Origin of the sequence: Vibrio sp. Vb1755 (assembly GCF_033338635.1) — a bacterium.
GTDB classification, from domain to species: Bacteria; Pseudomonadota; Gammaproteobacteria; order Enterobacterales; family Vibrionaceae; genus Vibrio; species Vibrio alginolyticus.
Window position 1 is genome coordinate 43,102 of sequence record NZ_JAWOTA010000022.1, and the last position, 13,777, is coordinate 56,878.

Annotated in this window: 12 protein-coding genes; 6 read left to right on the forward strand and 6 right to left on the reverse strand. The window is 45.3% G+C overall.

Features of this window, described 5'->3' with window-relative positions; all coding sequences use genetic code 11:
* Positions 1 to 70: 70 nt before the first annotated feature.
* A complete protein-coding gene (locus R7E00_RS17290) occupies positions 71 to 2,353 on the reverse strand; it encodes a tetratricopeptide repeat protein (RefSeq protein ID WP_017635678.1) in 2,283 nt (760 codons plus the stop codon).
* A 164-nt stretch (positions 2,354 to 2,517) separates the two neighbouring features.
* On the reverse strand, positions 2,518 to 3,363 hold the full coding sequence (gene queF, locus R7E00_RS17295) for an NADPH-dependent 7-cyano-7-deazaguanine reductase QueF (RefSeq protein ID WP_053306524.1): 846 nt from the start codon (positions 3,361 to 3,363) through the stop codon (positions 2,518 to 2,520).
* Between the two features lie 108 nt (positions 3,364 to 3,471).
* Here queF and syd point away from each other — a divergent pair, with 108 nt between their 5' ends.
* On the forward strand, positions 3,472 to 4,017 hold the full coding sequence (gene syd / locus R7E00_RS17300) for a SecY-interacting protein (RefSeq protein WP_318124454.1): 546 nt from the start codon (positions 3,472 to 3,474) through the stop codon (positions 4,015 to 4,017).
* A 2-nt stretch (positions 4,018 to 4,019) separates the two neighbouring features.
* Positions 4,020 to 4,796, forward strand: a complete 777-nt coding sequence (locus R7E00_RS17305) for a Zn-ribbon-containing protein (protein WP_005383605.1) — start codon at positions 4,020 to 4,022, stop codon at positions 4,794 to 4,796.
* 126 nt (positions 4,797 to 4,922) lie between these two features.
* On the opposite strand, the gene R7E00_RS17310 is transcribed toward R7E00_RS17305, so the two are convergent.
* The 3 genes from R7E00_RS17310 to metN are packed head-to-tail and all read right to left on the reverse strand — an operon-like array spanning position 4,923 to position 7,466.
* Positions 4,923 to 5,732 (reverse strand): MetQ/NlpA family lipoprotein, encoded by an 810-nt coding sequence (locus R7E00_RS17310; RefSeq protein ID WP_005381966.1) that lies wholly within the window; start codon positions 5,730 to 5,732, stop codon positions 4,923 to 4,925.
* A gap of 32 nt (positions 5,733 to 5,764) precedes the next feature.
* Positions 5,765 to 6,442 (reverse strand): methionine ABC transporter permease, encoded by a 678-nt coding sequence (locus tag R7E00_RS17315; RefSeq protein ID WP_005383604.1) that lies wholly within the window; start codon positions 6,440 to 6,442, stop codon positions 5,765 to 5,767.
* Positions 6,432 to 7,466 carry a methionine ABC transporter ATP-binding protein MetN gene (gene metN / locus R7E00_RS17320; protein WP_182016579.1) on the reverse strand — a complete coding sequence of 345 codons (1,035 nt, stop codon included), beginning with the start codon at positions 7,464 to 7,466 and terminating at the stop codon, positions 6,432 to 6,434. The genes R7E00_RS17315 and metN overlap by 11 nt, the downstream gene beginning before the upstream one ends.
* A 341-nt stretch (positions 7,467 to 7,807) precedes the next feature.
* Between metN and gmhB the strand changes: the two genes are divergently transcribed.
* The 4 genes from gmhB to treC all read left to right on the forward strand — a co-directional run bounded on the left by gmhB (position 7,808) and on the right by treC (position 12,755).
* Positions 7,808 to 8,359: a D-glycero-beta-D-manno-heptose 1,7-bisphosphate 7-phosphatase gene (gene gmhB, locus R7E00_RS17325; RefSeq protein WP_005381961.1), complete on the forward strand. Its 552-nt coding sequence runs from the start codon at positions 7,808 to 7,810 to the stop codon at positions 8,357 to 8,359.
* Positions 8,360 to 8,433: 74 nt separating this feature from the next.
* Positions 8,434 to 9,381 (forward strand): trehalose operon repressor TreR, encoded by a 948-nt coding sequence (gene treR / locus R7E00_RS17330; RefSeq protein WP_238952225.1) that lies wholly within the window; start codon positions 8,434 to 8,436, stop codon positions 9,379 to 9,381.
* 176 nt (positions 9,382 to 9,557) lie between these two features.
* A complete protein-coding gene (gene treB / locus R7E00_RS17335) occupies positions 9,558 to 10,982 on the forward strand; it encodes a PTS trehalose transporter subunit IIBC (protein ID WP_005381959.1) in 1,425 nt (474 codons plus the stop codon).
* Positions 10,983 to 11,069: 87 nt separating this feature from the next.
* On the forward strand, positions 11,070 to 12,755 hold the full coding sequence (gene treC, locus R7E00_RS17340; RefSeq protein WP_053350273.1) for an alpha,alpha-phosphotrehalase: 1,686 nt from the start codon (positions 11,070 to 11,072) through the stop codon (positions 12,753 to 12,755).
* A 99-nt stretch (positions 12,756 to 12,854) separates the two neighbouring features.
* Here the strand turns inward: treC and R7E00_RS17345 are convergent, their stop codons facing one another.
* Positions 12,855 to 13,754 (reverse strand): hypothetical protein, encoded by a 900-nt coding sequence (locus R7E00_RS17345; RefSeq protein WP_005383600.1) that lies wholly within the window; start codon positions 13,752 to 13,754, stop codon positions 12,855 to 12,857.
* Positions 13,755 to 13,777 lie beyond the last annotated feature (23 nt).

Here is a 13,777-nt window from a genome sequence, read left to right on the forward strand (position 1 = left end):
ACTGACAATTATCTGATAATAACAAAAAACTTTATAGCGTCATTAGTTATTACGTTCAACAGGCGTTTAATTATCCATTTTTTAATATTTTCTTGATGTCGTCCTCATTCTTGTAGGACGAATGGATCTTGATCAGGCCTTGGCTAATGGCATGTTGACAGGCAGTTCTTATGTTACCTGTTGCAAAGCTAGCAGCAGGCGCATTATCGATGGCTTTTAAGAACACCCAGTGGCTTTGCTTATCCTTCAAGCTGACTTCTCGTGCGATGTGAGTAGCAAGCAATAACAGATCGAGTAATTCCTCATCGTTAATTGCAGTGTAGGCTCGGGGTAAGAACGGATAATCGCTGATGCCCATACGAATAATACGATTGACGTTGTGCTGCTGTGCGAACTCATCCACCCAAGTCTGGAATTTTTCGAACATGACTTCGGCAGAAGCATCACGGTCAGCGTTCGGTTCTATGTAGAGTAAGTTCGCATCTGAGAAATGGTAAAGACGCGACGGTTTTTCTATTTTTTCCGCAAGGAAGTCGCCAAATGCCCGTTCTAGTTCTAGACCTGCCTTATAGCCGTTATGGACGTACATGCTTCGTAAGAATGGCAAATCGATCATAACAAAGCGTAGGCGATCATTAAGTGGTTCGTGGATCAATTCACCCATTTGCCATTGCTCGAAAGTTTCGCTCGACTTTTTCAATGAGCGAGAAAGCTTAACATTCAGCATACGCAAGTTACGTAAACGAGAGCGAGAGTGGGTGAAGAGGTCGTTACGCAGTTTTTCGATTTCACTTGCTTGGCGCTGCATAATGACACCGCGGCGCATAATGAACAAAAACATGACCAATACAGTAATAAACAATGCAAATGAGATTTTCTGGAATTTACGATGCTCTCTTTCCACTTGCTCTAAGCGTTCTGATTGACCGATGTAATGGATGGTTTGTTCGGCAAATTCTTTTTGCTGACGGAACGCATCTTCACTGATTTGGTTAAGCTGCTTTTGTTCTAGACGAACGAGGTTGGTGTATTTTTTATAAGCTTGCAGAGAAAGTTTGTATTCGCCTGCCTGCTCGTAACCCAACCCAAGTAAACGGTATGACTGCTGCTTAATGAAGTTGTTATTTTCAGGTGACTTTTCAGCAAGCGCTAACGCCAGCTTTGCATTAGTAATGACGTCTTTACTGTCATTTTGATGATAAGCCAGACCTGACTGAAGCAGGGCAGCCTTTGCTTCAAGCTTAGGAATATTGGTGTATTCTAAAAGCTCTTTAGAGCGGTCTAAGTACTGCTCTGCTAGCGCGTAGTTATAGAGTTGTAGGTAGGTAGCCGCCAAGCTTAAGCGAATTTTAATGATTCTATTGATGTTCTTACTGGTACTTTCATGGTCAAGCACGTTGAAGTAATGCACTAACGCAAGGTTAAACTTACCCTGATAAAAGTAGATGTCGCCCATTTGCTCTAGGACGTCCGCTAGGATCGGAGAGCTAGGGTAAGAGTCATAAAAATCTGCGGCTTGAGATAAGTATTCGATCGCTTTGTCGTACACTCGTCGCTCCTGGAAGAGCCTAGCCAAAAGGCGATTCACTTTTGCTAACCTTGCACCACTGTTACTTTCAATAGATTGCCAATAACCGTATAGCAGCTCTGACAAAGCCAAATTGTATTTCTTGCTATTGAGGTAAAACTCGCCGACGGCTGTGTAGTAGTCGATCAAGGCTAACTCAGAGCGGCTATCGTCAAGCATGGTCTTTGCTTCAGAGTACAAGTTTTCCGCTTTAATGATATCGCCACTATGTGAAGCGAGGAGTGCTCTTTGCATCACTAGTCGGTAGCGAACACTGTCGGTGCGTTGTAATACGGCATCGGCTTCATCGAGCTGTTGTTCAATTTGGTTAAGCGTGTCTTCCGCTTTTGAGTAGTTTTCGTCGTACATCCAAATCATTTGGTTGCGCATCAGCTGGAGATCTAAGTCCATGTACGGCAATTGATATTCTTGCGCTAAGCGTTCCGCTTTATTTAGGTGCTCGATAGCCGAACGAACATTACCCATGGCGTAATCTGCCTGAGCGATAATCTTGTGCGCTTCGATGGTGCTGCTTGGTGTGCGAACGCTACGATCTGTTTCGTCGCGAGACATGGCTGAAGGGCTGTCACTTTCTTTGCGTTCTGTTAGTTCACGCTGTGACAAATAGTTGGTTGCCGCTTGTTTTGCTTGTGATGGCTCTATTTCCGCCAATTGTTGTGCTTCGTTGAGTAACGCGGACGATAAAATGGTAGCATGAAGTGGCTGTACAAACAGCAAGCAAAGAAAGCCAATCAATTTGAATAGACGCGAACTGTCCCAAAACATCCTTTCGTTCCCTCGAACTGTTTTTAGATATGGCGATAACGGCGAAAAGCCTCAATTAGCCGTTTAAATGCGGGTTGAAGCCATTTGATATAGTAACATGCTTGGACAATAAAAACGTCCGGCAACCCTTTAGATTGCCGAACTTATTTCTGTTGCCTATGCGCTTACTGACGAGCCATACGGTGATTGTGAGCTGGCTTATCTTGTTCCGTTGAGCGGTAAGGGTTGATATCCAAGCCTCCACGGCGCGTATAGCGGGCAAATACGGTCAGTTTGCTTGGTTGGCAGTATTTCATTAGATCCGTAAAAATACGCTCTACACACTGTTCGTGGAACTCATTGTGCTCGCGGAAAGACACTAAGTAACGTAACAGCTTCTCACGATCTATTTTTGCGCCTTGGTAGCGAATTTCTACACTGCCCCAGTCGGGTTGGTTAGTGATCAAACAGTTTGATTTCAATAGGTGGCTATGTAGCACCTCTTCAACTTGTATTTTACCTGCCGCACCTTCAAGCAAATCGGCATCAAAATCGTAACTGGTGATGTCAATGTCTTGGTCATCTACACATTCACCGTCCATTGTCACGATAGGTTGATTGGTATAGTGGGTCACTGGATTCACCTCAACCAGCACCTTTTCACCTGCGCATTCAGAAAGGTCTTGTGTTAAACGCTCAGTCACTTCTTCCCAGCTTGCAAAGCGGGTTTGGTTATAGCTGTTTAAGTACAGTTTGAAAGACTTCGATTCAATCAAGTTTGCGCTGGTGGCTGGAATGTATACTTCGCCAACGGCCACTTGTGGTAAACCTTTACTATTTAACCAAGACAGTTCGTACAGCGTCCAAATGTCGTGCCCCATGAAAGGCAGAGTATCGCCTAACTGGAGGTCATCTCGGTTCAGGCTGCGAGGGACTGGTTGCAGCAAGCTTGGGTCATACTGGTTCGCATACTCGGTCGTTTTACCTAGTGTTAGGCCAGCAAGCTCTTTAGCGTCAGAATATTTGCTCATACTTTGTGGTCGTTTTCGATTAGAATGGCGAGAATTTTACTGAATCCGCTGGTCAATTGCCATCCGGCAAGTACGGCTATCTGATAAATAAGGAATGAGGAGACCTTCATGACCCAAAACGTTACTCAGGCGCTACAAGAGTTCAGCCTGCGCTACCAACAAGCTTGGCAAGCTAAGCACAATGAGTTGCCAAGCAGTGAAGAGCTTGCAGAGCTTGTTTCTTCTTGTGTCGAAGAGAAGCGTGATGGAAAGGTGCTTTGGAAAGCGGTCGCACGTGATGAAATGGCCGATTTCACCAATGTGGAAAATGCGATTGAGTTGTCACTGCAAGATGATGTTAAAGCCTTTTATGGTTCTCAATACTGCGCTGATATGGAGGCAACTTGGCAAGGTAATTCGTTGACGCTGCTGCAAGTGTGGAGCGATGACGATTTCGTGCGTCTACAAGAAAATATTCTTGGTCATTTGGTGACGCAGCGCCGCTTGAAACTTAAACCAACAGTATTTATCGCAGCGACAGATGAGGAAATGGATGTGATTTCTATTTGTAACCTCACTGGCAATGTGATTCTAGAGCGTTTGGGCACCTCTAAACGTGATGTATTGGCAGATTCATTGGTTGAGTTCTTGAATAAGTTAGAGGCTGCCGTCTAAGTATGTATGTTGTTGAGTTGCAGTTTGAGTGTTTTGATAACACCACCGTCAGCGCGGTAGACAAAGCCATTAATGGCTTGATGGATGCTCTGCGTTACAACGGCCAAGTATTAGGTCGTGAATTTCCGATAGTGATGGGAGAAGGTGAATTTTTCGTTCGTGTTGTTTGCCCAGAACAAGACAGCTTGCATCCACGTTATCACTCAGATTTCGTCAAAGTGTGCATGAACCGTTTGTCGGATGCGTCTTTGCTTGCTCCGAAAATGCGTATGCTGGGGCGTGATTTGAATTCAGAACAAGCAGCCGAAGAAGAGACACCTAGCTGGCAAGTGTTGTACACGACTTATGTTCATACGTGTTCGCCTTTGCGAAGTGGTGAAACCCTGTTGCCAATTCCTTTGTATCGTAATGAGCCAACACTTAATGGAGACCATAAAGCCGTCATTAAGTGGCAGACTGAGTGGCAAGCGTGTGATGAAATCCAAATGGCAGGGGGCTGCCGAGCGGAACATGCGGCGCTGCACGAAATTTGCGATGTGGATAGTGTGCTGTTTCGCCGAGGTTGGGACTTACGTGGCCGTATCGAATACATCACGAAGATCCCTACGTACTATTACCAGTATCGTGTCGGTGGTCAGTCGCTGGAGAGCGAGAAAGCGCGCAAGTGTCCAAAATGCGATGGCGAGTGGCTACTCGATGAGCCACTACATGACATATTTCATTTTAAGTGTGATGACTGCCGAATCGTGTCGAATATCTCTTGGGACCATCTTAAGTAGCGAATTGAAGCTACTTAAATGGGTAGATAGACAAATAGAAAGGGCTGATGTTTTCACATCAGCCCTTTTGTGTTTAGAACGTTTATGTTTAGAACGTTGTTTTCAATCATGTTTTGAAAAGTGGGATTACCAACCTTTCACAACACCGCCTTTGAACAGCTCTTTTGCCGCTTCGTAAACTTCTTCCGTTTGGTAAGCTTTTACGAAGTTTTGTACGTTTTGCGCATTAACATTTTCTTCGCGAGCGACAATTAGGTTTACGTATGGTGAGTCTTTATCTTCAACGAACACGCCGTCACGCTCTGGCGATAGGTCGATAGAGCTTGCGTAAGTGGTGTTGATGATAGATAGCGTTACGTCATCCAATGAACGCGGAAGCTGTGGGGCTTCTAGTTCAATGATTTCGATATTTTTAGGGTTGCCTACGATGTCACGTACTGTAGCGAGTAGACCAACGCCATCACGTAGCGTAATCAAACCTTGTTGCTCAAGAAGCAGTAGTGAGCGACCTAGGTTAGTTGGGTCGTTTGGTACTGCGATGCGTGCGCCATCTTGAATTTCATCAATTGATTTTACTTGCTTTGAGTAACCAGCAATAGGGTAAACGAATGAGTTACCCGCGATAGCCAGTTTGTAGCCGCGGTCTTTCACTTGTTGATCTAGGTATGGTTTGTGTTGGAACGCATTCGCGTCTACTGAACCATCATCCAGAGCGGCGTTTGGTGTTACGTAATCGGTAAATGTTACTAGCTCAACGTCTAGGTTGTATTTCTCTTTTGCTACTTTAGCGGCAACTTCGGCTACTTGTGCTTCAGCACCAGCAATAACGCCAACTTTTACTTTGTTTACGTCTACTTCTTTGTCGCCGCAACCCGCTAGAGCAAGAGCAGAGGCGGCCGTTGCTACAGTCAAAAGACCTTTAAGGCTAAATTTCATCTTTATCTCCTTATAATTTGTATTTTTGATGCTTATCTGTGGTCTACACGGCGCACCACTGCGTCACCGATAGACTGAATAATCTGTACTAGAACAATCAACATCACGACAGTCACGGCCATGATAGTTACATCGTAGCGGTGGAAACCGTAACGGATGGCTACGTCGCCTAGGCCGCCGCCGCCTACCGTACCCGCCATAGCTGAGTAGCTAACGAGAGTGACCAAGGTAATCGTTACTGAGTTAACAATAGTCGGCATTGCTTCAGGTAGTAGAACTTTTGTGATGATCTGTGTTGGAGTCGCCCCCATTGACTGCGCAGCTTCCACCAAGCCTGTCGGTACTTCTAATAAAGCACCTTCAATAAGACGAGCGACAAAAGGAATGGCGCCAATAGTCAGTGGGACGATTGCTGCGGTTGTACCGATAAAGGTTCCAACTAGCATTTTTGTCACTGGAATAATCGCAACCATCAGTACGAGGAATGGCACAGAACGACCAATGTTAACGATAGCGCCTAAGCCGCTATTTAGTTTGGTGTTTTCAAGTAGGCCGCCTTTCTTAGTAATATGGAGGATTACGCCTAATGGAATACCCACAGCAAAGCCGACTAATCCGGCAACCGCAACCATGTAAAGCGTTTCCCACGTTGCACCTAAAAGTAGTTTGCTGTTTAAGCTCAGCCATTCAGAAATCGTATTAAAGGACATAACCAAGTACCTCTACTTTTACGTTGTGCTTACGCAGGTATTCAAGAGCTGCGTTGTCATCTTCTTCGTTACCAAATAGCTCTGCGACCATCATGCCGAATTTCACGCCACCAGCGTAATCAAGGTCGGAACTCAAAATACTCACATCAATATTGTATTTACGAGAAATTTGCGACATTAACGGTGCATCGACGGTTGCGCCAGTAAACTCTAAGCGAACCAACGGATAGCTGCCATCAACACGCTCTGCTTGCAGACGTGCTTGGTAATCTTCAGGAATGGAAAGATCCAGCGTTGAGCGAATGAATTGGTGCGCTAGCTCTGTCTTAGGGTGCGCAAAAATATCGCCAACGGTGCCTTTTTCCACCAGCTCACCACCACCGATGATTGCTACTTCGTGACAGATACTTTTTACGACTTCCATTTCGTGAGTGATAAGTAAAATCGTGATGTCGAGTTTGCGGTTGATCTCTTTCAATAACTCAAGGATAGATTGAGTTGTTGCTGGGTCTAGTGCGCTAGTGGCCTCATCACAAAGCAGCACGCTAGGATCGGATGCCAATGCACGAGCAATTGCCACACGCTGTTTTTGGCCGCCACTTAAGTTAGATGGGTAGCTCTCGTGTTTGTCGGCTAAGCCTACAAGCTTTAGCAACTCAGTTACTTTTGTTGTGATTTGCGATTTGTCTTTACCTGCCAATTCTAGGGGTAATGCCACATTATCAAACACAGTACGAGACGAAAGCAGGTTAAAGTGCTGGAAGATCATGCCAATGTTACGGCGTGTTTCGACTAGTTGTTTTTTGCTGAGTTTGGTTAGATCCACACCATCAACGATGATGGAACCAGAGGTCGGCGCTTCTAACATGTTGACACAGCGGATCAGCGTACTTTTACCAGCACCTGATGAACCGATAACACCAAAGATAGTGCCTTTGTCGATGTGTAGGTTAATGTCTTTCAGGGCAAGGATTTCCTTACTGCCTTGGTAGAACACTTTATTGACGTTTTTTATTTCTATCATGTTTCAACCTGCCCAAAGATACGGGGAACTTCGCTGTCAAAAACGGCCTTTGACAGAACTTAATGTTGAGCTTTATCTCAATTTTCAGTTGATGCTATGGGTTAAGCAGAATGAAGTCAATAGATATTTTTACGTCTAGACGTCTAAATGTATGGATGTTCTGTTTTGAAGCGAAGATGTATAGATAACAAGCAGGAGGTAGATGGCGGGGCACCCTCAGATTTACCGATTCTTGCCCAACAAATCAACTGTTTTGTCGAGGCCTAGAATGAATTAGATAGTGTTGAAGTTTATAAGGTATGTAATAATCTGATTAAACCGAGTTAATAGAGAAATACGTTTTGGCAAAACCTGCTGTTTTTATCGATCGTGATGGCGTGATAAACGTTGACCACGGCTACGTTCATGACGAACATGATTTTGAGTACATTGATGGTGTATTTGAAGCGACGAAAGCGCTAAAAGATAAAGGCTACCTTCTAGTGTTAGTGACGAATCAATCGGGCATCGCACGCGGTAAATTCAGTGAAGACCGTTTCTTGTCTCTGACTCAATGGATGGATTGGAACTTTGCTGATAATGGTGTTGAGTTCGATGGTATCTATTACTGTCCACATCATCCAGAACATGGCATTGGCGAGTACAAGCAAGATTGTGAGTGCCGTAAGCCAAAACCAGGTATGTTCATTTCTGCGCGTGACTTCTTGAAGATCGACATGGAGAAATCTGTGATGATCGGCGATAAAGCTGAAGACATGATGGCAGCAGAAGCGGCAGGCGTTGGCACTAAGATTTTGGTTCGCACTGGTAAGCCAGTAACGGAACAGGGCGAAGCCATTGCAACGGTAGTATTGGATAGCATTGCAGATGTGCCTGCGTACTTAAACAAGTAATATTCATTACTGACTGAGATAAGGGAAGCCACTGCTTCCCTTTTGTTTGATTCCTTCTTTTAATCTGAACACTTATGAGCAAAAAACTCACCATTCTTGATATCGCAAAATTGGCAGGCGTGGGCAAATCGACAGTAAGCCGTGTGCTTACTAACGATCCAAAAGTGAAACCCCAAACGCGAGAGAAGGTAGAGCAAATCATTCGTGAATCAGGCTACGTCCCATCAAAGTCGGCGCAGTCGATGCGTGGTGGCAGCCAAAAAGTCATTGGGGTTATCATCTCCCGTTTAGACTCACCATCAGAAAATCGCGCCGTTGGTACCATGCTCAATGTTTTGTATTCCGCTGGTTATGATGCGGTGATCATGGAGAGCCAATTCGATCGCGATAAAACCAATGAGCATTTGGATGTGCTTAGACGTCGCAACGTCGATGGGGTGATCGTGTTTGGTTTTACTGGATGTGATGAGCGAGCATTGGCGGAGTGGGGGAATCGTATCGTCGTGATCGCGATGGACACGCAAATGGTTTCCTCGATCAACTACGATAACCAAGGTGTGATAGACATGGCTTTGTCTCACCTTGAGCAGCAATCTTTATCTCGCATTGCTTATATTGGTGTTGATCCTGAAGACAAAACCACTGGCTTAGCTCGTCTAAATGCTTATAAAGCTTGGTGTCAACGCAAGCAAATTGCACCTTGTTTCCAAACGGGTAAGTTGAGCCATGAAAGTGCTTATCAGTTGGTAGACAAAGTCCTTCAATCTGATACTCAGGCCATCGTGTGCGCCAGTGACACTATCGCGTTGGGCGTGATTAAGCGTCTTCAAGAGTTAGGCCGTGAAGACGTGGTTGTGACAGGTGTTGGTGGTAATGAATTGCTCTCTTTCCTTTTCCCTAAAGTATTTAGTGTCGACCCAGGTTATACCCTTGCAGGTGAGAAGTCCGCTAACATGCTGATCAATCAATTAAATGGTGATGAGGAAGTGGTTCACTTTACTCAACAGCCTATCGTTTGTTAATCCACACTAAAACGATCTGCTCTAAAATTATACTGTGATCATTCTCAATTAATGGGACTGTTCCCATTTTGTTTTTTGTCTTCGAATGGCAATATTAAAATTAAGAAATGGGAATGTTCCCATTTATAAAAACAAAATGATGAATCGAATGTATCCAATACAGGGTGGACAAAGTTATGAGTAAGATTGCGCGTAAAGACGTGGAGCGTCTTATTGAGCTGGTCGGGGGGCCGGACAATATTGCCAGTGTAAGTCACTGTTTAACTCGCTTGCGTTTTGTTCTAAATGATACGGACAAAGCAGATACGAAACAGTTAGAAGCATTACCGATGGTGAAGGGCTGTTTTACCAACGCAGGCCAGTTCCAAGTGGTTATCGGTACTGAAGTGGATGAAGTTTACAAGGTACTGATCGGACTGACGGGTAAAAGTGAAGCCAGCAAAGACGAAGCGAAGAACGCTGCTCGTCAAAACATGAATATCGTTGAGCGTGGTATTTCCCACCTTGCAGAAATCTTTGTACCACTGCTACCTGCGATCATTACCGGTGGTCTGATTCTTGGCTTCCGTAACGTGATTGGCGACATCAAGATGTTTGATGGTCAAACGCTAACGGAAATCAGCCAGTTTTGGGCAACGGTACACTCTTTCCTATGGCTAATTGGTGAAGCAATCTTCTTCTTCCTACCAGTTGGCGTGTGTTGGTCGACAGTGAAAAAACTCGGCGGTACTCCGATTTTGGGTATCACATTGGGTGTCACGCTGGTTTCGCCGCAGTTAATGAACGCTTACCTAATTGGTAAGCAAGTACCTGAAGTGTGGGACTTTGGCTTATTCGCCATCGAGAAAGTGGGCTATCAGGCGCAAGTGATTCCAGCAATGCTTGCTGGTATGGCTCTGGCGTTTATTGAAACCAACTTAAAACGCATCATTCCGTCTTACCTTTACCTAGTGGTCGTGCCGTTTGTCTCAATCATTGTGTCTGTGATTCTTGCGCACTCTATCATTGGTCCATTCGGTCGTATGTTGGGTGACGGCGTTGCTTTCGCAGCAAAAGCAGCCATGACGGGTGACTTCGCAATGATTGGCTCAACCATCTTCGGCTTCCTATACGCGCCATTGGTCATTACTGGTATTCACCACACCACCAACGCGGTAGACCTTCAACTGATGCAAGAGCTAGGCGGTACGCCAATTTGGCCTCTGATTGCACTTTCAAACATTGCTCAAGCGTCTGCGGTCGTCGGCATCATTATCATCAGTAAAAAACATGGCGAGCGTGATATCTCAGTGCCTGCGGCTATCTCTGCTTACCTTGGCGTGACTGAGCCGGCGATGTACGGCATCAACTTGAAATACAAGTTCCCAATGCTGAGCGCGATGATCGGTAGTGCGTGTGCTGCTGCTATTTGTGGTAGTGCGGGCGTAATGGCGAACGGTATCGGTGTGGGCGGTTTGCCGGGCATCTTGTCTATCCAACCGCAGTTCTGGGGCATTTTTGCTTTGGCTATGTTAGTCGCAATGCTGGTACCTGCTGCATTAACGTTAATTCTTTATAAGCGTGCACAAGCCAAAGGTGAGCTTGAGCCTGCAAACGCGTAATTCTATTTGAGGCAGTGACTTGGCTGCCTCCTCCTATTTTTCTTTTCAAATTTTAAGTTTCCGATTACTGGTAAGTGAGTGTTAGAAATGGCTATGACCAAGCATGATGAGAGCTGGTGGAAAACCGCAACCATCTATCAAATTTACCCAAAAAGCTTTTGTGACAGTGGCAGTAAAGGCACGGGCGACATCAAAGGGATCATTTCTAAGCTGGATTATCTTAAGCACCTTGGTGTGGATGCGATTTGGCTGACGCCGGTTTACCAATCGCCAATGATCGACAACGGTTATGACATCTCCGATTATTACTCGATTAACCCTGAGTTCGGCACTATGGAAGATTTCGATACTTTGCTAGCAGAAGCGCATCAGTTGGGTATTCGTATCATCATGGACATTGTAGTGAACCACACGTCGACAGAACACAAGTGGTTCCAATCCGCACTGGGTGATAAAAACAGCCCATACCGTGATTACTACATCTGGAAAGATCCGGTAGATGGTGCTGAACCAAACAACTGGCAATCAAAGTTTGGTGGCAACGCTTGGGCGCTGGATGAAAAAACAGGCCAGTACTATTTGCACCTTTTTGCTAAAGAGCAAGCGGACTTAAACTGGGAAAACCCAGTAGTGCGTGAAGAAGTGAAAGAAGTCATCAGCTTCTGGGCAGACAAAGGTGTCGATGGTTTCCGTCTCGACGTTATCAACCTGATTTCCAAGCAGCAAGATTTTCCAAGTGACGATATTGGTGATGGTCGTCGTTTCTACACGGATGGTCCACGTGTGCACGAATACCTTCAAGAGATTAGCGAATCTGTGTTTCAAAAATACGGCAGCGTGACGGTGGGTGAAATGTCTTCCACTACGCTAGAGCACTGCCAGCAATATTCTTCGCTAGACGGCAAAGAGCTATCCATGGTGTTCAACTTCCATCATCTGAAAGTCGATTATCCAAATGGTGAAAAATGGACCAAAGCGCCGTTTGATTTCATTCAGTTAAAACAGATCTTCAATCATTGGCAAACGGGCTTAAATGGCAAAGGGTGGGGGGCGCTGTTCTGGTGTAACCACGACCAGCCACGCGTTGTCAGCCGATTAGGTAACGACGAGCAATACCGTGTTGAATCTGCCAAGATGCTTGCGGCATCAGTGCACATGATGCAAGGCACACCTTATGTTTACCAGGGGGAAGAGATCGGCATGACCAACCCGGGTTATACCGAAATCAGCCAATATCGTGATGTTGAAAGTACTAACATGTACGACATTATGGTCAACCGTGATGGTGTATCTCATGACGATATGATGGCGATCTTGGCACAGAAGTCGCGTGATAATTCACGTACACCAATGCAATGGAACAGTGCAAAACACGCGGGCTTTACTGAGGGAACGCCGTGGCTTGAAGTGGCGCAGAATTACTCTGAAATCAATGCTGAAGCTGCGGTTGCCGATTTGAACTCGGTGTTCTACTTTTACAAGCGTCTGATTGAACTGCGTAAACAGGTTCCAGTCATCACCGATGGCCGTTACGAGGACCTGCTGCCAGAGCACAAACGTATTTTCGCTTACGCTCGTCAGAACGATAAGCAAACGCTGCTGTGTATCAATAACTACTACGCTGAAGAGGTGGAATGCGTTCTGCCAGAACGTTTTGATATGAGTAAGGCGAAAAACTTGCTATCTAACTATCAAAACTCAGCAAGCGCAGTCGCGTCAAACCATCAAGTGTTACGACCTTACGAAACTCGTATTTTATTGATAGAAGAATAAACTCGGGTGTCATCACCCCTAAGATTGATGTTCGAGATGAAGGCTTTGGTGTGCTCCCCAAAGCCTTCTTTTATTGAGATATCTATAAAAAATGCAAGCTTATTTTGTTTCAATCGCTGTTAGCTGCACTTTCTCTTCGTTGATTTGTACTTGTTGTACTTTCAGCAGTTCAATTTGTTCTATCAGACCTAAGCTCGGATTAAACCAACGTTCTGCCGAAGTGGCGAACTCCATTGAGTCCATATCATCACAGTTTAGGTTGTAGATGTTCTCTTCCATCAGGTATGCCGCTTCAATTTTCTTGCCTGAGATCGAGAACGCTTTACGCACGCCAGTTTCTCGGATTTGCTGTTGCCAAACCACTTGGCAAGATGCTGTCATAGGAAGGTTTTGTACCCACTCATGCTCTTCAAAACGGTCTAGTAGGTTGTGAACTGAGTAGCCTGTAAGAGTGGTTTGCAGAGACATAGTTTCTTCACCGATGTCAATATTCGGGCTTTTCTCTTTTACGTTGTCACCGTTTAGGCGGAAAATCGGACCGCTGTGCATAAGCATGGCAATAAACTGATGACCAATGAAATAAGCGTCAGTGATTTCATGGAGTGCACCATCTGATCCTGCAAAGTAAAGCGTATTGCTCTCTTCGTCGTCGTTGTACTGCTCGTCTGAATAGTAGAACTGTTCGGCGCCGTAGTTCATCAAGTCATTAACCAACTGGACCATTGCCTCGCTGTTTGGGATTTGTGCCAATGCTGCCAATATTTGCTCGCTATCCATCGCTTGGAAGCTCAGTTTCATGTCGCCCTCTGGTTGGCCATCCAAGCTAAACGAATAGCTCAATTGTGTGTTTGGTACAGGAGCGAAAATGGAGTTGTGAATCGAGACGTCGAAACTTTCTTGAGGCACTTTGTTTGGATTCGCACTGCCAGAAGACGAACCTCCGCCACAGCCGTAAAGAGCCAGAGTTGCTGCTGCGATAAGCGTCATTTTGTTTAGCATGGTTTACATTCCTGATTGATAAG